This is a genomic window from Dawidia cretensis (genome assembly GCF_018598175.1).
Taxonomy (GTDB): Bacteria; Bacteroidota; Bacteroidia; order Cytophagales; family Cyclobacteriaceae; genus Ohtaekwangia; species Ohtaekwangia cretensis.
This window is the reverse complement of sequence record NZ_JAHESE010000007.1, coordinates 81,820-102,527: the sequence shown is the minus strand read 5'-3', so window position 1 is coordinate 102,527 and position 20,708 is coordinate 81,820. Positions and strand designations below refer to the sequence as shown.

Genomic DNA, 20,708 nt, shown 5'->3' with positions numbered 1-20,708 from the left:
GGTTTTGAGAACCAGGATTATTTTTTCACTGAAGAATAGGGGAGCCTATGTGCCGTTCCACCATCAGTATCTTTTGGCACAGGTTATTAAAGGGCTGCTGATTTTCGGCCCTGAAAAGAATTACCTGGATTTTACGCACTACAACTTTTCAGGCCTCAAAGGCCAGACGAAGGTCAGTCGGAAGGGGCTGCATTACTTCTCGTCCAAAGTGACCTTGGTATTTGCCTGCTCAGACAAAGGCTTCATGGACTATTTTCTGGCCCGGTTGTTTGAACAGAAGGAAGTAATTGTCGGTAACCTGCACCTGGTGCCGGATGCCGTGGAGCAGGAAGAGCCGGTAACGATCGGCGATGAGGCCCGCTTCCTGTGTATCTCGCCGGTAGTGGTAATTCCGGCTGCCTTTAATGACGAAAGTGGTAAGAAGTTTGTCTCGCCGGAGAGCGATGAATTTTCTGATTTGTTATACGATTCTACCATAGCCCGCATGGAGGCTTATGCGCGGTATACTGCCGAACAGTTGACATCGTTCTATAAATTCCAGATCGTTCCGGATCACGATTATATTCAGCGTATTCAGGCATCGCATAAAAAGTTTGCACGTATCTATCCCCTGTACGACAACGATGTGAAGTTCGAGGTGCGGGGCTATACTTTTCCGTTCACGCTATATGCGGCAAAGGAAGTGCAGCAATTTGTATATGAAAATGGCTTGGGCTACTTCACACACAAAGGCTTCGGCATGTTGGACGTCGCGAACAACGACTCAATACAACGGGCCCCCCACCAGGAAATGGTATACGCTTAGCGGCGCGGGTTCGCGTCGATCCGTTCATAGCCAACAAGCAGATCGGCTTGCGGCTGGTACGGGCGATAATACACGAAGATCTCGTAGAAGTTTTCAGTCTCGAAGTGACTTCCCTCGAACATATAGGAAGGGCGGTTAGGCGCTCTGACCACGTATTGATAGTTATACCAGCCTTGCTTGAGTAACATCCGGGCGGTATAGGCATTTTGTACAGTGTCGTATTTCATTTTGTTGGCGACACCGAGATTCCAATAGTTGAACGCGCCGGCAACATACACATCGCCCTTGGCAACGGGTGGTACGGCCAACGTGAAATTGACGTTTACGTAGTTGGCATACGCCATGTCGCGGTAGTCATAGTTGTCGAGGTTGAAGTTACCGTTGATGTCTGGAATCTGCGGTTGGGAATAGGCTTCGTTCTCGCGGCTTTTGTCCTTTTGAATATAGGCTTCGAAAGGCTTAGCCGTTTTGTTGATGCGGTCTACGTTCTGGCCAGGATAGTTAAGCGAGCGCAGGTCGAAGAACCGGAACTCGTTGCCGCCGCGAAACATTTTGGCATCATCGAAGTAGCGGTACTCGATTTCCTTTTCGATCTCACGCACAAAGCTCGGGCGAACGTCGCTGACGATGTTGTCCCAGCGTTGGTTTTGACGCATGTTTACGTGCACGTCCGTCATGGCGTTCAGGATGTTGACGTTTTGATAATTGATGGTGAAGTTGAGCTGTTGGCTGATGTCGGCCGCATTGCCGGGGCCAATCAGGTTACCATCGCGCTTAAAGGTTACTTGCGTTTGGTAGACCATAAAGCGGCGACTCAGGATGATGTCATCTTTGTTCGACTCACGATAGACAACCAGTACATAGTTGCCGGAGAGCTTAACCCCGGGCACATTGAATTTATAGTGCACAAAAGGAACGTGTGTATCGACTGAGAACTCGAATGTGTTGATGGGAAACTCGTTGTAGCCCGTCATGAAATCGAGGTCTTTTAAATTTGATGGTGTCCAGTCGTAGTTACAGTGCACGATTCTGGCGTAGTAGTTGTCGTTATGGTCGCGCAGGTCGTCGAATTCGAGTACGAGGTTCCATTGGCCCAGGCGGGTGACGGCGGGGTCCAGGGGCTGCGCTTCGGGATGGAGCTGGATGGTTTTGATGACTGATTCGTAGGCCCGATCGATGAGCTGGAGGGTTTTGGCTTTTCCACCGGGAGTCGCGGTGGAAGCGGGCTGGTTAATCGGAACGCACGCAGATAATGCGGCTAAAGATATAATAATGAGGGAATTAAGCGTTATGTTCATGCGTTTTACCAAGGGGTGCCCGCCTTACAGGCCATTTGTTTTTGTTTCTAAAGAAACGTTTTCGATAGGGAATGGCCAAGGCTTTGCGGGAAATATCCGCCAAACGATTCCAACTTTCGGGCACAGGACGGTGTCTAATATGCAAAACGGCGATAATACGGACTAATGCTCAGCGAAAACGAGCTTATTGAAGGATGCCGAAAAGGCGAGAGGGGTGCACAACGCGCTCTGTATGATTCCTATTGCCGGAAAATGATGGTTGTCTGTCTGCGCTACTCGAAAGCTACTCCCGAAGCGGAGGACATCTTACAAGAAGGATTTGTCAAAGTATTCCAGGCAATCGGCAACTTCCGCGGAGAGTCTAAGCTGGAGACGTGGATCACCCGCATTATGGTGAACACCGCCCTGAACGCTAAACGCAAAAAGCTTTACCTGTTTCCCATGGTCGATATAGAAGAGACCAATCTTCCGGAAGAGGAGATGAGCATATCGGGAATTCACTTCACCCAGTTGCTGGAAATGATACAGGCCCTGCCGCAGGGATGTCAGATCGTATTCAACCTGTTTGCTATTGAAGGATTTAGTCATAAGGAAATTGCTGAACAGCTTGGCATTTCCGAAGGAACGTCGAAGTCGCAGTTCGCGCGGGCGAAGAGCCTGTTGCAACAGCGGCTCTTAAATGAATCAACGTATTATGAACGATATGGAGAGTCGAAAGTTTGAAGATGCCTTCAAGCGGGCTTTTGATGAAGCCGGCGTGAGTCCATCGGATAACGTATGGACGAATATCGAACGTATTCTGGACGATACAGAGAGTCGTAAGGTAGAAGGTGTCTTCCGACAGACTTTTGATGGAGCCGGTGTGAACCCATCGGAAAACGTATGGACGAACATCGAGCTGGACTTGATGAAAGCCGAAGGAGGCAAGATGAGGCGTCGCCTGGTGTTCTATCAGTTATTGGCCGCAGCGTCGATCACGTTTGCCCTGGGCGTTGCCGGTATGGGCTATTATTTGCTGAAGGATCGGGAATTGACGGGTGCAGCCGGACAACTGGCGTATCAGGAACAGCCCGCGGGAGCGAACAACAACAACAATACAACCGCTACAACGCCGACGGTTACCGGTGATACACATCAGGAGCTGTCGCAAGGGACAACAGCAACCTCGGGTGTAGGTGTTGATGGTCAGCAAACGCAAGACGTGGTGACCGGTATAACACTCCCGAACAATATCACCCACGAGGGCGATATACAGACTCAAACCGCCGTGACGGAAACTTCACAGACTCCTTTGACACAAAGTGCAACGACGCAACGTAACGGCATGCCGACACAGCAGGCTATGGCACGTCAGGAAGCTCAACGCAACAGGATGCGCACAACGGATGGCCAGGACATCGATCCATTAAAAGCCGACGGTAGCCGATCCAACCAGGGTCAGACGAGCGCTGATCAACAGACACTGGCCGCTGCAAATGATGCTGATGCGGGATCGAGTGATGCGCAGCAGCAACATGCACGGGTAACAACGCAACAGGCTAATACTGCCGACGCACGCTTATCGACACAAGGGCGAAATGGTGTTGAAAGTGATACTCCGATCACATCGGAGAATGGACAGCCACAATTGGCGGTGACGCAACAGCGTTCGGGAGCGACATCGCGTCGCCGGGTAGGAGATGCGACGAACGCTGAAACAACAGCGATAGGCGAAGCCATTCTTCCGGGGCAACTGCATAACGGTAGCGATAAGCAAACCACATCATCTGACCGTATCGGTGAGGACAACGTTCGCCTGGCACAGACCAATGAAACAACTGCAACGCGTCGCGAGACGGTAGTGGCGAATGGCAGCCAGCGTACGGAGACCAGCAACAACGCTGTGACTACTGATGGCGCTACTGCAACGACGATTACAACGACACCCACTGCGGATCAGCAAACGGGATATATATTGGCCTATTCACCAGTACCTTCCGAAGCTACTCCAGTAGTGACATCGATTGGGACGCGTGTTCAAAAACCGGCGAGCATGAAGGTAGAACCTGCGTCGACAGTAGACCCGCTGATGGCGTTGCTGGCTCGCCTGGATGAGCAGGAGAAGAATGCGAACGCGAAAGAGAAGAAGGACAAACACAAGGATGAAGAATTTGACTCGGAGAAACTGTGGACGTCAGTAGGATTTGCAGCAGGCTCGTTTAATAATGTCAATTCCAGCGTGGCGAGTTCTAGCGGTAGCTTGATGATGGCGGATGCCCGTTCGAGCGCCGTTGACGACGTGGCAAAACAACAGGCAAATGCTTCGGGGTCATCGTATTCTGTAGGCGTGAATCTCGGTGCGCGTATTTCTTCACGTTGGGTACTTCAGGGCGGAATAAATTATATGACCCAGGCCTCAGACTATGTCGCCAGCGCGATAGGCACAGCCGATTACCAGAACTTCTCTGCTCCATCCGCTAATTCCATCATGTCAGCCGATAAGCAATCAGCTGAATATGCGTCGCAGGTAGTGCCTACGGCTCCGTATAATGTTAACAACAGCATGCAGTTTGTTAGTGTACCGCTACAAGCGGGTTACTTGCTGGTTAACCGCAAGGTTGGTGTGCAGCTCAATGGTGGGCTTTCTACCGACCTATTCCTTCAGAATACGATTACACCAGAAAGTGACAGGCTGGAGAAGACGACAGAAGGCAGCGGTTCAAACTCACCCTACCGTACAGTGAACTTTAGCGGCCTGGTGGGAACAGAACTCAGTTACCGGTTTAGCAAACACTATCGTTTGGCCCTGAACCCAGGCCTGCGCTACCCGCTGAACTCGATCTACAAATCAGACCAGCCGGTAACGGCAGCGCCGATGACATTCGATATCGGATTAAGATTTCGTTATATTTTTCATTAAACCATTCCAACCTTTTACTACCAGGGGGTGTCTAAGTAGTTAAATAACCCGAAAAAGCCCTTCGTTTGTATGGATAGTACTTTGGAAAGCAGATTACAGAAGCGGATACACGTATCCTTGTATGCTCTACTGTTTCTTACGGCGCTTTTAGGAATCAGCATCGTGATGGAAGGTTGTTCGGATTCCTCGCAGGGGTCGGTTCATGATCAAACACATGGACCCGTTTACGCACCTGTCGTGCAGGTAGTGGTGAAAAAGAACGTTCAATCCTGGGGAAACCACTATTACAGTGGCAAGAAAAGAATTGCGTTGTCTCATCATACATCTTTAAAATGAGCTCCAGCCATCACTCCGGGGAACGGCTCTGGCCCCGGAGTTGGCCGGCTCAGACACAGACGCTTGCTATCATCCTAGCGCGTCGATCTCAGTAGCTAATGCTTCCCATTTATTGTTGGCCTCGGCCAATGCTGCTTCTGTCTTCTCGAAGGCAGCTTGTACTTCTTTTAACTTCGCGGGTTGGCCAAATACCTCCGGACTTGCCAGCTCGATCTCGAGCTTACTTTTAGTCTCTTCCAGCCGTGTAACTTCTTCCTCTGCTTTGCGCAGATCTTTTTCCAGCTGTTTACGGCGCGCGTCCTGACTCGGAGTATTAGCAGGCTTCGGAGCGACAGGCTCAGCTTTTTTGGCAGGCTTCGCCGGTTCTGCCTTTACCTGCTGTGCTTCATTCTTTTTGCGCCAGTATTCGTACTCGTCATACGTGCCCGGGTATTCTTTGATCTTTTTGTCTTCGATGTACCAGATTTTGTTGGCGATGTGGCTCACAAAGTGACGGTTGTGCGATACGACAATAAAGCTTCCGGCGTATTGCTGCAGCGCCTGGATCAGGATGTTCTCTGATATAAAGTCCAGGTGGTTGGTCGGCTCATCGAGCAACAAAAAGTTAGCTTCCGAAATAAGAGTCTTTGCCAGGGCTACACGCGATTTCTCACCGCCTGACAATACCTTGATCTTTTTGAAGACGTCCTCATCTGAGAATAGGAAACATCCCAGCACGTTTCGCAGCTCTTGCTCGGGCTTGCCGGAGCCAGCTTGCAGCATCTCTTCGAGGATTTCATTATCCACACGGAGCGACTCGAGTTGGTGCTGCGCATAGAAGGCTTTGATGACATTAAAGCCCAGCGTGCGCTCGCCGTCTACAGGCTCTTCCCCCGCGACAATGCGCAGGAGGGTAGACTTTCCTTTTCCGTTGGCGCCGATCAGCGCAATCTTGTCACCACGCTCAATGTTTATGCTGGTGTCTTTTAAGATCTCCAGCGGGCCATAGGCCTTAGACACATGGTCGAGGGTGACAATATATCGGCCGGGCTGCTGGTTGAACTTAAACCGGAAGTTCACAGCCGCCGTATCGTCTACAACCTCTTCGATCATATCCATTCTTTCCAGCGACTTGACACGCGACTGCACCTGGCGGGCTTTGGTAGCCTTCGCTTTGAAGCGCTCGATAAAGCGCTCGGTCTGGCGTATCTTCTGTTGCTGGTTTTCATATGCACCTTGTTGAATTTCCTGGCGCAGCTCTTTCTCCTGCAGATAAAAAGAGAAATTACCTTCGTAGGTCACCAGTTGCTGTTGGGTGACATCGACCGTCTTTGTGATGACATTATCGAGGAAGGTACGGTCGTGCGATACAACGATCACGGCGCCTTCGTAATTTCGTAAATAATTCTCCACCCACTCGATGGAAGGAAGGTCCAAGTGGTTGGTGGGCTCATCAAGCATGAGTAGCGACGGTTTCTCGAGCAGGAGCTTGGCCAGCATGACACGCATGCGCCAACCACCGGAGAATTGTTTCAGAGGACGGTGCAGGTCAGCGGAGGCAAAGCCAATACCTTCCAACACCTCTTCCGCCTTGGACTCAATGGTGTAGCCATCCAGATGGTCAAAACGCTCCTGTAGTTTGGCTAGTCTTTCTACGAGCTCGTCTGAATATTCGGTTTCGAGTTTTTTGATGGTGTCTTCCAGCTGACGCTCAATATCCACGACCTCTTTAAACGCGCCCATGGCCACCGTCAAAATAGAATCTTCAGTTTGATAGGAGAGGAGGTCCTGGTTCAGGAAGCCGATGGAGCATTCGTTGCTTTTGCTGATGGAGCCACTGTCGATCTTAAGATCGCCGTTGATAATCTTCAACAGGGTGGATTTTCCGCGGCCGTTTAGTCCAATCAGGCCGATCTTGTCTTTCGGCTTGATGAACATGTTCGCATTTTCGTACAGCGGGCGGCCCCCGATGTAGTAAGAGAGATTAGTAATAGAGATCATGATTCCGACACACTCATTCAGATACAAAAATACTCACTATTTGTAGCATTTCCGCCAGGTATGGAATGACCTTGCATTCTGATTTCAAAAACGCGTATTTTCCAGTATTAAAACTATTGCCGGGCATGTACGGGGACTTCGTATCTTGCTTAGGTACCACTCAACCCATTGCAGTTTTATGAAGTTTACATCTTTTCCGGTCATCACCCTCCTTTTACTGGTGGCCTGCAGCCATACCAGCTCACACAACGACGAAGCAGCTTCGGCAGAAGATTCCACAAACGTCCCGCAGTCGATTGCGGCGGCGGATGGCACTCTGCCCGCCCTAACCGAATATTCCAAAACGTTGCCACTCGACAAGATCAAAATGCCGGCGGGTTTTTCTATAGCCGTGTTTGCGGAAGTAGACAATGCGCGCTCCCTCGCGCTGAGCCCCTCGGGCGTTTTGTACGTGGGCAATCGTAACGGCGACAAAGTATACGCCGTGAAGGATTCTGACGGTGATTTTAAAGCCGACAAGAAATGGGTGGTCGCTTCGGGCCTGAACATGCCCAACGGTGTGGCCTTCCACGACGGCGACCTGTATGTGGCCGAAGTAAGCCGTATTCTGAAATACCCCAAAATCGAATCGTCCCTGCAAGCCCCGCCGAAGCCGGTGGTGATCAAGGATGACTATCCCACCGAGACACACCATGGATGGAAATACATTGCCTTCGGGCCGGATGGAAAACTTTACGTGCCCGTGGGGGCGCCGTGTAACATCTGCGAGCCCGAGAAGGAAATCTTCGCCTCTATTACACGACTGAACGCCGATGGCTCCGGGCTGGAGGTCTACGCCCACGGCATACGCAACACGGTGGGTTTTACCTGGCACCCCGAGACGAAAGAGCTGTGGTTTACCGACAACGGCCGCGATATGCTGGGCGATGAAAAGCCGGCGTGCGAGCTGAACGTTGCTCCGAAAGCAGGCATGCACTTTGGGTATCCATATTGCCACGAAGGCTCGATCAAAGATCCTGAATTTGGAAGCAAACGCCCCTGCAGCGACTTTACCGCACCAGCCGACAAACTTGGGCCGCACGTGGCCCCGCTGGGTTTGAAATTTTATACCGGGGCGCTCTTTCCGGCATCCTATAAGAACAAGCTGTTCGTGGCAGAGCACGGTTCGTGGAACCGCAGCAAAAAAAGTGGCTACAACGTCACGCTGGTTGAGCTGGCAGGACGCAGTGCGAAAAACCACGAAGTGTTTGCCAGTGGCTGGCTCGATGAAGCGACGCAAAAGGAATGGGGACGGCCGGTAGATGTGCTGGTGCTGCCGGATGGCTCGCTGTTGGTGTCGGACGATAAAGCCAACGTAGTCTATCGCATCTCCTACAAAGGATAAGCATACCAACACCTAACCCACCATGAAGAAATTACACCTGCTTGTAGCCGCGCTCTGCTGTGGCATTGTTTGGGGAATATCGAGCGATGCGTCTGCACAGGGACAATCTACGCCTCCCGCCGGATTCTCCCGCGTATACGAAGTACCTGCCACCGCTGTGAAAAATCAGGACAACACCGGCACGTGCTGGAGCTTTTCGACAACATCCTTAGTGGAGTCGCAGACGATGAAACAAGGATATGGCGAGTTCGATATTTCCGAGATGTTTACCGTGCGAAATATATACCTGGAGAAGGCCAGGAACTATATATTACGGCAAGGGGTTGCGCAGTTTAGCCCGGGGGGCTTAGGGCATGATGTGATCCGGGCCATGGCCACGTACGGCATCGTTCCGGAGACCGCTTATCCAGGGTTGGTGCTGGGACAAAAACAACACGACCACGGACGGCTCGACACCCGGCTGAAGACGTACCTCGATAGTTTGCTTAAGATCCGCCCCGTACCTGCCGACTGGCAGCGCGGGTTTGAAATAATCCTGGACGACCACCTGGGAAAAGCACCGACGACATTTATGTATCAGGAGAAATCCTACACACCCCTGACATTCGCATCAGAGGTGGTGCGTTTTTCGGCGTCGGACTATGTCAACATCACCTCGTTCTCGCATCATCCATTCTACACCTCGTTTATTCTGGAAGCTCCCGATAATTTTCTGAATGGTTCTTACTACAACCTGCCGGTTAATGAGATGATCACGTTAGCCGAGCGTGCGCTGGCGGGCGGCTATTCGATTATGTGGGATGCCGATGTTAGTAATAGCTGTTTCCGTCAGAAAGATGGGTATGCCATGCGCTGGAAAGACTGCAATGCACCACCGACAATCAATGCCGACGATACAGAGCTGCCCTACGACCAGGCGATCCGCCAGAGCTTGTACGAGAATTTGACGACGCAGGACGATCACCTCATGCACCTGGTAGGATTGGAGAAAACAAAAGGTGGTAAGAAGTTCTTTTTGGTGAAGAACTCCTGGGGAAAGATCGGACCCTTTAACGGATACATTCGCGTATCAGACAGCTACTTTGCCATCAACACCGTTAGTTTGGTAGTACCGAAGGCGGCATTGGACAATACACTTCGACAGAAGCTAGGTTTACGATAACACCACTACGCGCGACTAGTGCAAGTAAACGGACTCGAATTTGGCAAGGAAAGTACCGCCTTCATAAAGTTCGAGGGTTTCACCTGTGATTTTATAATGATCTGCTTCCGTGAGCACTTTTGTCAAAAAGTTCTCGACGTCCATACGGGATTCGCAGAACATCTTAGTGCTGATGGTTGTGAATTTTATCTTATCGCCCGTTAGCGTATAGCTACCACCGAGGCCATTGCAGCCGCCAAAGCCGCGTAACTGCTTTTCGCCGTCAGCCGAAGCCAGGACAATGTGTACTTCCTTTGCATCCGCCGGCGTAATGACGGGCATGCCATTCATCTCCGACAGTTTCCAATACGTATTTTCGAGGTGTGCAACGCTGGCAGTCTTTGCTGTTGGTTTGCAGCAAGCCAGGAATGCTATAATGATGGGAACGAATAATCTTTTCATATCGGTAGGTAGGAAAAATCTATGCCAGGAAAAAACAAGCCGGGAAATTATCCCGGCCTGTTGGTAATAATCAAAGATCACGGATCCAGATGTTGCGGAAGCTCACAGCATTGCCATGATCTTGCAGACGGATAGGGCCTTTTTCATAAGGTTTGTATACCGGCAACCCAATGTACTCTGTTGGTCCCCACAGGGCCACATGGTTTTGCGTCAATACACCATTGTGGATCAGGGTTACATAGGCGGGAGAAATCACACGGCCTTCTTTGTTAAAGCGGGGTGCGGTAAAGAAGATATCATACGCCTGCCACTCGCCAGGTTTACGGCTGGCATTGACCAACGGGATGTGCTGCTTGTAGATAGAGCCGGCCTGGCCGTTGGCGTAGGTCTTGTTATTATAGCTATCCAACACCTGCACTTCGAAACGCTCTTGCAGGAAGATACCGCTGTTACCGCGGCCCTGGCCCGTTTGCTTCGGGTCTACCGTCGCGGGTGAGCGCCACTCGATGTGCAGTTGGAAGTCACCAAACTCTTTCTTGGTACGGATGTCTTTGCCGCCGGGCAGTACCGTTACGGCGCCTTCTTTTACGGGCCACTTGGCCGGCGTATCGTCGATGCTGACCCATTGGTCAAGCGACTTGCCATCAAACAGCACGGTGGCATCCGAAGGCATATCACCGGGTTTTTCGCCAGGCGTAATGATGTGCGGCTCCGGCGACCACAGCTCGCTGGACTCGGGTGTTTTCTTGTCGGGTTGATCTTGTGCCTGAACGGTATTATAGGCGCCGAGCAAGGATAATAAGCAGAGTGATGAAATCGGTTTTTTCATGTATGGGTAATTGATCTGGTTATTTAAAAATCATTAGCGATGTCGTTGACTTTCTTGTTCTTGTCGTCTTTCATGCGGGCGAAGAGCGGCGGTGAAAGGTAGGTAAGCTCCAGGTGGTGTTTGCCCGTGGCCTGAAACTTCAGGATGATGCTATCGCTTTTCCAAAAGTAGATCTGATTCTTGATGTCATACTCGGCTTTTCCATAAAGGGATTCGAGCGCCTTCATCAACCGCGGGTCTTTATCGGTGGTCACGCTGATCTCGTAGATCATGTCGCGGTATGATTTCAGGGAGATTTCTTTGACCTTTACTTCGCCAATCCGTTCATAGTCGGGATGGCTGACCTCGTAGAGCCTGGCCGGGTATTGATCTTTTTCTTTGAATTCCTTTTTCATTTTGACTCCGTTGACCGAGTCGGCCGATGCGCCAAGTTGAATGTCTTTGAATCCGTTTCTTTTTTCAAGCTCGGCGATGGATTGTGCCGCCGCGCCGAAGCTTCCCATCACAATTGCCAATACGGGCAGGAGGCAGGAGAGTAGGTGTCTGATCATGAGAATTATAATATAAACTTAAGCGGGATAGAAACGCTTGTCCTATCCCATAATATCAAAAGGTCTGCCACATCGTTTCGCTGGTTGAATTTTAATGTGAGTGGCTCGTAGGTCACATCCGTTATCGGCGCCACAGGCACGTCGAATCGCATGACATCCTGTTTCTGATTGTAGTTATATGAACCCCACAGGCCAATGTCGCGGTTAATGATGATCGTCCACTTGTCTTTTTCAGGAATGGTAAAAATCGAATAAGTACCGGCTTTGAGGAGCGTGCCTTTCAGTACGACATCGCGGGTCGCAGTAATTTCGGTCGCTTCATTCGCGCCGGTGCGCCATACCTTGCCATACGGTACGATGCCGCCAAAGATCTCGCGGCCACGCTTTTGTGGCTGTGAGTAAGTGATCTTGACATAGGTGTCCTTATAGCGCATAGTCGCCAGCGCAATAGGGCTGGGGCGTGGCTCAATCGCTTCCTGCGCGAAGACGCTTGTCTGAATCAGCAGGCAGAGGGTGAGGATCGCATTTCTCATAGGGCGAAGATAGTCTTTTTTGGTCTGACGCAGCCCCACGAGTGGTCTTCTGCAACAATACGCATCATGAAGTTTATGACTTTTCGTTACTTTTGCGCCATGTCCCGTCCCGCTTTTGACGATATCTATATGGAGCTGGCTGTAAACCTGGCCCGCCGCTCACACTGCCTCAAGCGCCATGTAGGCGCAGTGCTGACCAAGGACACGCGCATTATTTCCATCGGTTACAATGGTCCGCCCCCCGGCACACACAACTGCGACGAAGAGTGGCCCGAAGTAGGATGCCCACGCGATTCCAAAGGCGGCTGTTCGCTGGCCATACATGCGGAGCAGAATGCTATTTTATATGCCGTTAAGAATAAGACCTCGGTGGAGGGTGCTACGCTGTATTGCACGTTGTCGCCATGCCTGGCCTGCGCACGCATTATCTTTTCCATGGGTATCCGCCGGGTGATTTACTACAAGTCGTATGCAGAACACAAGGGAATAGCCACCGATGAAGGCGTTGATTTTCTGGTGAAGTTTGGTGTAGCGGTGGAAAAATACGCCGGGCAGCTGTCGAACGCTACACAAATGATCTGACGCAGTCAGCGCAGGAACTGCGTGCAATAAGTGGGTTGGTGGTAATAATGGTTAGGTTGGTGGGCTACGCTGACTTACGCCGAAGTGTTGAGTGCACCCTCGAGGTCAGTAATCATCTTTGCCGTCACACCTTTTGTCTTCTTCGACTTCTCCGCTTGAAAGATAGTAAGTGTGCGGGCTGCCACCTCGTACAGGCCGGAAGGATTCAGATCATTCCGGTAGCTCCCCAGACACCACTCGATCTCCGATTGTAGTTGTTGCTCGATGCCCAACTCCTGGAGCTTTTTTAATGATTCGACACAAGCTTTCTCGATTTTGTCAGACGCACTTACACTGACTTTGGCGGCGGGGGTAGCCCGCTTAGTAGCAGTTTTTTTTACCGGTTTAGCAGTTTCTTTTGCCATGATTGTATGGATTGTTGTTGTTGAAGGGTAAGTTAAGGTGGTTACAGGGTGAAGGCAAGGAGATATTTTATAAAATTTATGCAACCGAGTGAAAATTTCTGTACTTCAAGCAGAAGTTGAAGTATGAGCCCGCATCACTACTACAATCAGTAATACATCGATGATGGCAACGGCGTCTTATCACGACATCATAACAACCGGAACGTTATAAAAAACGAAAGGGAAGTAAATCCGATTTACTTCCCTTCGCAAAGTTTCTTAGGTTTGAAGCCTAATTACTTCTTCTTTTTAGCAGCTTTCTTAGCAGTTTTTTTAACTGCTTTCTTAGCTACCTTTTTCGCTGATTTTGCCATAGCGTTTTAAATTTTATGTTTAAACTATACGAAAAGTAATAACAAAAAATTTATTCACAAAAATTTTCACGCAATTATTTTTAAGAGCGATTTTTTTTACAAGTACTCTCGCGATGATTTAAACATGAACGCAAAAAAAAATCACCGGATGTCGGTTACACTACGTTCACTTCAGGATGAATATCGATGTTGAATTTCTCTTTCACGCTGCGTTGTATCTGCAGCGCGAGTTGCCAGAGGTCGTTGCCTTTACCGCCACCATAATTGACGAGCACCAATGCTTGATGCTGATGTACGCCGATATTGCCAGTGCGTTTTCCCTTCCATCCACATTGCTCAATCAACCAACCTGCAGGAACTTTTACCATGCCTTCTTCCGCGGGATAACCCGGCGCAGCGGGATAGTACTGTTGCAACGCTGCATATTGCGCGGCAGGTATGGTCGGGTTCTTAAAGAAGCTCCCGGCGTTGCCAATCACGGCAGGATCGGGCAGTTTGCTTCGACGAATGTGAATAACTGCATCGCTGATGGCTTTCACGGAAGGCCCTGCATAACCCAGCGCCGTGATTGTTTCGCGCACGGCGCCATAGCTGATATTCAACGCATGATTGCGCTTGGTGAGCGCTAAAGTGATTGCTGTGATGATGTAGAGCCCCTTGGCCTGTTGTTTAAAAATACTGTCGCGGTAACCGAAGGCGCATGTTTCATTCGAGAAAGTGTGCACACTGGCCGTACGGATTTCGACAGCCTCTACTTCGACAATCACATCTTTCATCTCCGTGCCGTACGCGCCAATGTTTTGCATCGGAGCAGCACCGGCAGTGCCCGGTATGAGCGATAAGTTTTCGACTCCACCCCACCCACGCTCGACGCAATACAACACCAGAGCATGCCAATTTTCACCCGCGCCAAACTTTAATACGACCTGATCGTCTGTCTCTCGGACAATTTCCTTGCCCATGATCTCGATCTTGACAACCAGACCATTGAAGTCTTGCGTCAGCAGCAGGTTGCTGCCGCCTCCCAGCAGCAATACTTTTTGTTGTGTAAAAGCCGGGCTTTGTATCAAGGCTTGTACTTCCGATACGGAGCGGACCGTCGTAAATGCTTTTGCAGATGCCTGAATACCGAAGGTGTTATAAGGGGACAGGTCGATGTTTTGCTGCACGTGTATGGGGTTAGTTCCGATGGGTAGACGGTAAAAAAACTTGTGCCTGAAAACCAACCACAATGCAGGATGTCATCGCGGCGTTTTCAGGCACAAGTGTACGTACTACTTTACGTTCTCGGAAATTTCTCCCTTAGAAAGTTTGAAGAGGCAGATGCGGGAGAAGCGCCCAGCCACGTAGGTAGTACCGCACACGGCAAGCCCGCCATCTTTGGTAGGTGTAAGGCCGGCAACCTCATACGGATTGGAGAAGCCGAGGTAACGGCTGCTCATGAATGCGCCGGAGCTGGCGTCGTAGAAATAAAGTCCGATCTGCCGTGATTGCGTCGTGCTTGCGTAGATGACGACATCCTTTTCGTTGATCGTCGTACGCAAGATCTTCACGTGCGCTTCTGGCGTTAACTCAGGCAACGAAAAGCCGTTGGGGTTCAACTCCGTAATATTGGTTTGTACGCTGGGTGCGAGCTCCTGACGGGGCAGGAAAAAATTGTCGCCGAAATTAAACGACGCCAACGCAACCTGATTGTTTCCCAGGGGAGCCAACGCGCTTACACCACCCTTGTATTGCTGCCCGAGAACAACACCAGACGGAGGAGCTTCTGGTACAAAACTTGTAAAGCAGAGCGAAAGACTGTAATTGTAAAAGCCATTGAAGTAATACGGTCCATTTGGAATGCGTCCTGCTAAGAACGGCAGGCGTCTTCCTTTTTTGGTGAAGTGATCGATAATCGCCGCCTCTACTTCTTTGTCACCCCCCGGGCCAATGTCAAAGCTGGCACTTTGTAGTTGCGCGCCAGCAGTAGATAATGTTTTTATGACTGTTTTCCGATCAACATTGTCATAGCCCATCATGATAATATTGCTCTCTGAGCTAGAGGCTGCTGCCGGATAGGTAACGCCTACGTCGGACGCATTCGCCAGGTTACCCTGCTGATTGATGGTGATCATTTTTGCCTGGAAGGTTTGGACGTCACGGCAAAAGAAATAAAATGTGGTGTCGACTTGCACGAGATCACCCACCGGGCTTACATAATTAGATTCCAACTCATTCTCACGGATGAAATTTCCGTTTTTATCCGCCCGTATAATGTACGTATAGTAGAAGTTGGGATTGTTGGAGTTCGCATCCGGAGCGATAATTTCCTTGGCAGCCAATATGATGTATCCACCGTCGGCGGTTTGCTTGACGTCAATCGGAAAGTAGATCGCGTTGAGCTGATTGTTGTCGTAGATGCTGATAAATTTCTCGGCTTCGGTCCGGGGATCCGGTTCCTCACCGCACATCGTCAGCAGCGGGGCGATCAATAAAAGTAGGAGAGAGGTTCGTATAGTAGACTGTTGCATGCGGAAGATCATTTTTTGCGGTCGGCAGACTTGAAACTGTTTTCCAGGAAGCGCAGCGGGAAAAGACACCCCAGCGACACCGTGATGTTGTCGAGCAGAAGGTCGTCCATCGAATCGCCCACACCGGAAAGCCGGTCGTTTTCATAGCGATTCTTGGCAGACGTGATGTTGCTCATACCCGACTTATACATCAGGTCGAGGTTCAGCCGCACGTTGCCGAGCTTGTAATATAGCCCAGCGCCGCCAATCAATCCCCAATGGTTTTTGGCAAACAAATCTTTCGCACCGACAATGATGGGTTCGTTCTCAAATTGGCTTAGCCCACCGCTGGCGTTGTCGTTACCGGAGATTGTCACTTCTTTGGTCGCGTTCAACAGAACGCCCTGATAGAACCCGGCTTGCAGATACGGACGCAGACGGTTGCCAGCGACCTCATATTTGATCAGGATCGGAAACTGAAGATGATCGACCTTCTGCAATTGTTCATACTCCAGCTGAACAATCTGCCCGGCGTTTGTGCCGCCTTGCCAGATATACGTATTGCTATAGGAAAATGCAGTGTGCTGGTAAGTAGGTTGGAAACTGAATGAAAAGCGGCGATAATAAAACGCTATTTCAAACGTCACCTGGCTGCCTACCTGTTTGAACTTGTCATACTTCTTGGCAATCAGCGCAGGGTCATAGTTCGTCGGAGCCATAATGAAGTATTCCTTTTCAACACGGGGCTGGGAGAGGTTTATACCTCCCTTCGGTCCAAGCCACCATTGCTTCTCTAAGAATTTTTCAATCTCCTTGCTTTGTTTGTTGTAAGTTGCCGCTGTCTTCTTTCGCTTCTTACTGCTGTTGTTGCTCTGCGCGTAGGCCAGGTTTATAGCCAGCAACCCGCATAGCAGCACGAGGTAAAGTCTTTTCATGTTGGTCGGTAGGTGTTAATCGGGGTCAAGGGTTACTTTGTGATGACAAGTTTCTTCGCTTCTTTAAAGAAGCCACTTTTCAACTCATAAATATAAGTGCCTGCCGGTAAACCTGTTAAATCTACAGCTATTTTATGTTCTCCAACAGGGTATAAACCGTTTACGAGACTTTTTACTTTTTCACCCTTCTGCGTGTAGAGGTCTACGGTAACGTTGTAGGCGCTGTTTACATGGAAGACAATCGTGGTGCTGTCCTTGGCTGGGTTTGGATAGCAATCTTCAAGACGGAAGCGATCGCTGATGAAACCTTCCGAACCGGTAATGGTGCGTTGTGCGATTGGTAGGGGCGAGAACGGCACAGGGTCTGCGCCGCCTTTGTCAATGCCCTTGCTGATCAGGCCTGGAAAGATGACTTCTAATTGGCCGCGTTCCACCTGCATCCAGTCTTCCATGATGCTGCCGAACACCTCGCGGTAATCGTATTGCATTTCGACTGTGCGTTTGGTCAGATCGGGATTCGTACCCTGGACGCCGGCCTGTACGCCGCGACCGAAGAGGAACAACGGTGCGCCTGTGCCGTGGTCTGTGCCATAGCTGGCGTTGGATGCCACCTGGCGGCCGAACTCGGAAGTTGTCACTGTTAATACTTCGTTCTCATATCCACGCGCACGCAAGTCCTGCTGGAATGCGTTCATCGCCGTAGAAATATGGTACATGAGCGCAGCGTGCGAACCCATAGTAGGGTTATAGCTTTCTACCTGGTCGGCGTGCGTATCAAAGCCACCAACCTTTACGAGGAATACTTTGGTCTTACACCCTCCGGAGAGGAGGTTGGCGATCACTTTCAACTGAAATGATAAAGGATTTTTCTGACTTCCCAGCGGCGCATTGAATGGATATTTGTCTGGATATACAACACCGGAATCAATCTTCGACCCGTTTATATATTGTTCAGAGAGGCGCTTGGCGTACGACTTTGTTTTATCTTCCAGGCCCAAAATCCATTTCAGCTCTTTATAGTACGGAGAGCCGTTGAGGTATTCAGGGGGAATACCACGCGGATCGACAGCACCCGGTATATCTTTAAAACCATCAAGATCTTCGATAAAGCCGCCAAACGCTTCCGGGTTATTAGGAATCGCAATTGACGTTGGAATATTGCCGTCCTGATGGAAGATAAGCGATACATCATTACCCATTTCAATAGCCAACGGGTCTGGCATCGCTGCATTGGGGAAGTCGCGCGGATACTCGGCCGGAGCATAGAGCCCTTCCAGGTAGCGGCCGATCCAGCCGGATTGGAAGTACTCATTATAGTCTCCCCCCATATACCAGATATCGCGCCCGCGGAAGTGCGAACCGTTATTGTTTTTATAGGACACGCCTTGTACAATGGCCATGCGGCCCTGATCGTACAACGCTTTCATTGCCTGCATATCTGGGTGCAGGCCCACCTGTTTGTCGCTGGGTAGTGTGTTATCAAGGGGAATATAACCCCGGGCATTGTTTTTAGACGGAATAGCGATGTTGGGGCGTATGCTATAATATTGATCATACTTTTCAACCGGAATAACGCAGTTCAAACCGTCATTGCCACCATGCATTTGCAGGATAATAAGCCGTCTGTTTTCGCCGCCGGCGGCGGCCATTTGTGTTAATGTATTTTCTTCACCGAGTACACGCACAGGTACGTTTGCTAACGCAAAAGGAATGCTGGCCGCAACAGGTAATTTCTTTATAAAGTTTCTTCTGGATTGATTCATGGTCGGGCGGAATTAAGAAAGTTGATACTCGGGTGATTGCAACATGGCATTCAATAAGCGTTGCAATGAAGTGCGTACTTCGGCGAATTCTAGAGGATCGGGCCAGTAGAGAGCCCATTCACTTTCAGCCATCTCCATCTTCGCGAAGAACCAATTAAGACGTTGTGATGAGAGTGACGAGTTAATATCGTCGGAAGCGTCGTCAAAAGTCAGGTTCCTGCTGAAGGGTAAAAGATAATCGGCGAGTGTACGAATCAATAACTTGGCATCGGAAGCTACGCCGCCGAAGTGGGTTTCAACAAACGCCCGTACATCAAGGGTGTTAAAAACATTTTCGTTGCTCAAGCCACCACCGATTCCATCGATTATGCCGCGCGTAAAGGAGTACCGCTGTCCTAATGTATTAGGAGTGATCCACGCACGGTGGTAAATAGGATATTGGTGATAAGCTTCGTAGCCGGCCACATCAAACGGTTCGTAGAAGTTCATGCCTTGATACCGTGTACCAATCGTCTCAAGAATCCGGCCCGTACGGCGATAAAATTCGCTGGGGTCGGTTTCCATCGCGGGAATTGTGAAGTCAAAGAATTTTAATGTGCCGATCGTCAGATCGATGGGCGATTTGATTATGGCGCCAAAGTTGGCGTCATCGACAGGGTCGGCGTCAATGGTCTCGTAAAAATGCTTGCTCTTTAGCAGTTGTTTGACAACGGGTATCAGTTTATAATTATTCGCCTCAAAGGTAGCGACCATGTCATCAATTGTCTCCTCTACTTTTTGGGCCTCGTCCCTGGTATGGGGTGCCCATACAAAGAAACGGTAAATACGACGACAGATATTGCGGGCAGTTTCCGGCTGTGCATAAATGATGTCGATCAACTGCGTGATCTCATCGATCGCGCTCTCTTCAGTAGGGTTACCGTTAGGCATGAGAGTAGCGTCGGGAGTTATCGACACGCTGCCCAGGCGATTCGAGAATGTCTTTACCGTATTGTCGTGTTGGGAAGCGTTTTCTGCACTGCCTTTTACCTTGCCCCGGGGCAATAAAGTGTCTGGGTCAAAACCAAACACGCTCTGTTCGGGGGCTAAAGGATCGAACACACCTTCCAGGGTCATGGCGGTTTCCCAACCGGACAGTGTATAGGCAGCCTGGCGTATGTCCGCCTCTTTGTATACCACGTAATCACCCGGCTCCAAGCCGGTTGGAAGGTCGACGCCCTCCAGACCACGTCCGATCGTGTAAAGCTCGAACAGCTCACGAGCATAGTTTTCATTCACGCCGTTTACACCGCCCTTTACATTCGTGTCACCGTCCAGCAGACGGATCATGGCGTTGTCAATGCTGACCTTTACGGTCAGGCTTCTCATATCCAGTGACGTACCGTTGGGCAAGACACTATTATTCGTGGCAAACAGCCGGAACAGCTGATTCTGAAAATAGAGTGAGCGAACATTGTTCACCTTCGACTCGATGGTCGTAAAGTGCGTATGCAAAAAATACACCACCCGTTCGCGGGCCGCATGGGCAAGGGCGGTATTAATATCCATGATGCCCGGACTCATCATTTGACCCAGGAACCACTGCAGAAATTGATCGACCAGTGCAAAGGTGTTGCTATTCACACCGTCCTGAAAACCAGGATACACCCACTGCTGACCCGTCTTGAGATCGATAGGCGGTAACGGCTGGGGAAGAACTGTGTCGAACAACATATCAACCGCCGAGCTGGAGTTCATGTTGCCCACGGCATCAATTTGAGTCTTGCTGCCCCCAAAAGTCGCTCTTCTCAGCAAATGAGCGGCCCGTTTTGGGGTCAATGTTTCATTTAAAGGATCTAATGGCATGGAGTATGTTTGGTTTTGGACCGCTATATATCATGAGAATTGTACAAAAGTATTTAAATCGGTGACCAACTGCATTAGGCGACGACGACTGAAAGTTTTTTCCTACGGTTCATTGC

At 50.1% G+C, this 20,708-nt stretch carries 18 protein-coding genes; 6 read left to right on the top strand and 12 right to left on the bottom strand.

Annotation, left to right across the window (positions count from 1 at the left end; all coding sequences use genetic code 11):
* The first annotated feature begins 4 nt into the window (after nucleotides 1-4).
* Nucleotides 5-805 (top strand): CRISPR-associated endoribonuclease Cas6, encoded by an 801-nt coding sequence (gene cas6 / locus KK062_RS10015; RefSeq protein ID WP_254084151.1) that lies wholly within the window; start codon nucleotides 5-7, stop codon nucleotides 803-805.
* Here cas6 and KK062_RS10010 read toward each other — a convergent pair.
* Nucleotides 802-2,103 (bottom strand): type IX secretion system plug protein, encoded by a 1,302-nt coding sequence (locus KK062_RS10010; RefSeq protein ID WP_254084150.1) that lies wholly within the window; start codon nucleotides 2,101-2,103, stop codon nucleotides 802-804. The genes cas6 and KK062_RS10010 overlap by 4 nt on opposite strands.
* A 165-nt stretch (nucleotides 2,104-2,268) precedes the next feature.
* Here KK062_RS10010 and KK062_RS10005 point away from each other — a divergent pair, with 165 nt between their 5' ends.
* Together KK062_RS10005 and KK062_RS10000 are read left to right on the top strand one after the other, a co-directional pair.
* Nucleotides 2,269-2,826, top strand: coding sequence for an RNA polymerase sigma factor (locus KK062_RS10005; RefSeq protein ID WP_262899191.1), 558 nt, complete (start codon nucleotides 2,269-2,271; stop codon nucleotides 2,824-2,826).
* The gene (locus KK062_RS10000; protein ID WP_254084148.1) at nucleotides 2,783-5,002 is read left to right on the top strand and encodes an outer membrane beta-barrel protein; all 2,220 of its coding nucleotides are present in this window, start codon (nucleotides 2,783-2,785) and stop codon (nucleotides 5,000-5,002) included. Before KK062_RS10005 ends, KK062_RS10000 begins: the two co-directional genes overlap by 44 nt.
* 405 nt (nucleotides 5,003-5,407) lie before the next feature.
* On the opposite strand, the gene abc-f is transcribed toward KK062_RS10000, so the two are convergent.
* A complete protein-coding gene (gene abc-f / locus KK062_RS09995) occupies nucleotides 5,408-7,318 on the bottom strand; it encodes a ribosomal protection-like ABC-F family protein (RefSeq protein WP_254084147.1) in 1,911 nt (636 codons plus the stop codon).
* A 178-nt stretch (nucleotides 7,319-7,496) separates the two neighbouring features.
* Between abc-f and KK062_RS09990 the strand changes: the two genes are divergently transcribed.
* Both KK062_RS09990 and KK062_RS09985 read left to right on the top strand, forming a co-directional pair.
* On the top strand, nucleotides 7,497-8,702 hold the full coding sequence (locus KK062_RS09990; RefSeq protein ID WP_254084146.1) for a PQQ-dependent sugar dehydrogenase: 1,206 nt from the start codon (nucleotides 7,497-7,499) through the stop codon (nucleotides 8,700-8,702).
* 22 nt (nucleotides 8,703-8,724) lie between these two features.
* Nucleotides 8,725-9,864, top strand: coding sequence for a C1 family peptidase (locus tag KK062_RS09985; RefSeq protein WP_254084145.1), 1,140 nt, complete (start codon nucleotides 8,725-8,727; stop codon nucleotides 9,862-9,864).
* Between the two features lie 15 nt (nucleotides 9,865-9,879).
* On the opposite strand, the gene KK062_RS09980 is transcribed toward KK062_RS09985, so the two are convergent.
* The 4 genes from KK062_RS09980 to KK062_RS09965 form a co-directional block, all read right to left on the bottom strand.
* Nucleotides 9,880-10,305, bottom strand: a complete 426-nt coding sequence (locus KK062_RS09980; protein WP_254084144.1) for an META domain-containing protein — start codon at nucleotides 10,303-10,305, stop codon at nucleotides 9,880-9,882.
* Nucleotides 10,306-10,375: 70 nt separating this feature from the next.
* Nucleotides 10,376-11,134: a 3-keto-disaccharide hydrolase gene (locus KK062_RS09975; RefSeq protein ID WP_254084143.1), complete on the bottom strand. Its 759-nt coding sequence runs from the start codon at nucleotides 11,132-11,134 to the stop codon at nucleotides 10,376-10,378.
* A gap of 23 nt (nucleotides 11,135-11,157) precedes the next feature.
* Complete coding sequence (locus tag KK062_RS09970; RefSeq protein ID WP_254084142.1) at nucleotides 11,158-11,685, bottom strand: hypothetical protein; 528 nt, start codon at nucleotides 11,683-11,685, stop codon at nucleotides 11,158-11,160.
* Nucleotides 11,686-11,690: 5 nt separating this feature from the next.
* Complete coding sequence (locus KK062_RS09965) at nucleotides 11,691-12,218, bottom strand: DUF2911 domain-containing protein (RefSeq protein WP_254084141.1); 528 nt, start codon at nucleotides 12,216-12,218, stop codon at nucleotides 11,691-11,693.
* Between the two features lie 99 nt (nucleotides 12,219-12,317).
* On the opposite strand from KK062_RS09965, the gene KK062_RS09960 reads away from it, so the two are divergent.
* Nucleotides 12,318-12,800 carry a deoxycytidylate deaminase gene (locus KK062_RS09960; RefSeq protein WP_254084223.1) on the top strand — a complete coding sequence of 161 codons (483 nt, stop codon included), beginning with the start codon at nucleotides 12,318-12,320 and terminating at the stop codon, nucleotides 12,798-12,800.
* Between the two features lie 74 nt (nucleotides 12,801-12,874).
* On the opposite strand, the gene KK062_RS09955 is transcribed toward KK062_RS09960, so the two are convergent.
* The 6 genes from KK062_RS09955 to KK062_RS09930 all read right to left on the bottom strand — a co-directional run bounded on the left by KK062_RS09955 (nucleotide 12,875) and on the right by KK062_RS09930 (nucleotide 20,541).
* Nucleotides 12,875-13,204 (bottom strand): hypothetical protein, encoded by a 330-nt coding sequence (locus KK062_RS09955; RefSeq protein WP_254084140.1) that lies wholly within the window; start codon nucleotides 13,202-13,204, stop codon nucleotides 12,875-12,877.
* 508 nt (nucleotides 13,205-13,712) lie between these two features.
* A complete protein-coding gene (murB, locus tag KK062_RS09950) occupies nucleotides 13,713-14,726 on the bottom strand; it encodes a UDP-N-acetylmuramate dehydrogenase (RefSeq protein ID WP_317195759.1) in 1,014 nt (337 codons plus the stop codon).
* Nucleotides 14,727-14,831: 105 nt separating this feature from the next.
* Nucleotides 14,832-16,070 (bottom strand): hypothetical protein, encoded by a 1,239-nt coding sequence (locus tag KK062_RS09945; RefSeq protein ID WP_254084139.1) that lies wholly within the window; start codon nucleotides 16,068-16,070, stop codon nucleotides 14,832-14,834.
* Nucleotides 16,071-16,078: 8 nt separating this feature from the next.
* Complete coding sequence (locus KK062_RS09940; RefSeq protein WP_254084138.1) at nucleotides 16,079-16,984, bottom strand: outer membrane beta-barrel protein; 906 nt, start codon at nucleotides 16,982-16,984, stop codon at nucleotides 16,079-16,081.
* Between the two features lie 32 nt (nucleotides 16,985-17,016).
* The gene (locus KK062_RS09935; protein WP_254084137.1) at nucleotides 17,017-18,747 is read right to left on the bottom strand and encodes a DUF1501 domain-containing protein; all 1,731 of its coding nucleotides are present in this window, start codon (nucleotides 18,745-18,747) and stop codon (nucleotides 17,017-17,019) included.
* A gap of 12 nt (nucleotides 18,748-18,759) precedes the next feature.
* The gene (locus KK062_RS09930; RefSeq protein WP_254084136.1) at nucleotides 18,760-20,541 is read right to left on the bottom strand and encodes a DUF1800 family protein; all 1,782 of its coding nucleotides are present in this window, start codon (nucleotides 20,539-20,541) and stop codon (nucleotides 18,760-18,762) included.
* Nucleotides 20,542-20,708 lie beyond the last annotated feature (167 nt).

What these genes read in the sequence shown, in the direction of transcription:
- KK062_RS10010 (WP_254084150.1), bottom strand. Translation starts at nt 2,103, where the DNA reads ATGAACATAACGCTTAATTCCCTCATTATTATATCTTTAGCCGCATTA.
- KK062_RS10005 (WP_262899191.1), top strand. Translation starts at nt 2,269, where the DNA reads ATGCTCAGCGAAAACGAGCTTATTGAAGGATGCCGAAAAGGCGAGAGG.
- KK062_RS10000 (WP_254084148.1), top strand. Translation starts at nt 2,783, where the DNA reads ATGAATCAACGTATTATGAACGATATGGAGAGTCGAAAGTTTGAAGAT.
- abc-f (WP_254084147.1), bottom strand. Translation starts at nt 7,318, where the DNA reads ATGATCTCTATTACTAATCTCTCTTACTACATCGGGGGCCGCCCGCTG.
- KK062_RS09990 (WP_254084146.1), top strand. Translation starts at nt 7,497, where the DNA reads ATGAAGTTTACATCTTTTCCGGTCATCACCCTCCTTTTACTGGTGGCC.
- KK062_RS09985 (WP_254084145.1), top strand. Translation starts at nt 8,725, where the DNA reads ATGAAGAAATTACACCTGCTTGTAGCCGCGCTCTGCTGTGGCATTGTT.
- KK062_RS09980 (WP_254084144.1), bottom strand. Translation starts at nt 10,305, where the DNA reads ATGAAAAGATTATTCGTTCCCATCATTATAGCATTCCTGGCTTGCTGC.
- KK062_RS09975 (WP_254084143.1), bottom strand. Translation starts at nt 11,134, where the DNA reads ATGAAAAAACCGATTTCATCACTCTGCTTATTATCCTTGCTCGGCGCC.
- KK062_RS09970 (WP_254084142.1), bottom strand. Translation starts at nt 11,685, where the DNA reads ATGATCAGACACCTACTCTCCTGCCTCCTGCCCGTATTGGCAATTGTG.
- KK062_RS09965 (WP_254084141.1), bottom strand. Translation starts at nt 12,218, where the DNA reads ATGAGAAATGCGATCCTCACCCTCTGCCTGCTGATTCAGACAAGCGTC.
- KK062_RS09960 (WP_254084223.1), top strand. Translation starts at nt 12,318, where the DNA reads ATGTCCCGTCCCGCTTTTGACGATATCTATATGGAGCTGGCTGTAAAC.
- KK062_RS09955 (WP_254084140.1), bottom strand. Translation starts at nt 13,204, where the DNA reads ATGGCAAAAGAAACTGCTAAACCGGTAAAAAAAACTGCTACTAAGCGG.
- KK062_RS09945 (WP_254084139.1), bottom strand. Translation starts at nt 16,070, where the DNA reads ATGCAACAGTCTACTATACGAACCTCTCTCCTACTTTTATTGATCGCC.
- KK062_RS09940 (WP_254084138.1), bottom strand. Translation starts at nt 16,984, where the DNA reads ATGAAAAGACTTTACCTCGTGCTGCTATGCGGGTTGCTGGCTATAAAC.
- KK062_RS09935 (WP_254084137.1), bottom strand. Translation starts at nt 18,747, where the DNA reads ATGAATCAATCCAGAAGAAACTTTATAAAGAAATTACCTGTTGCGGCC.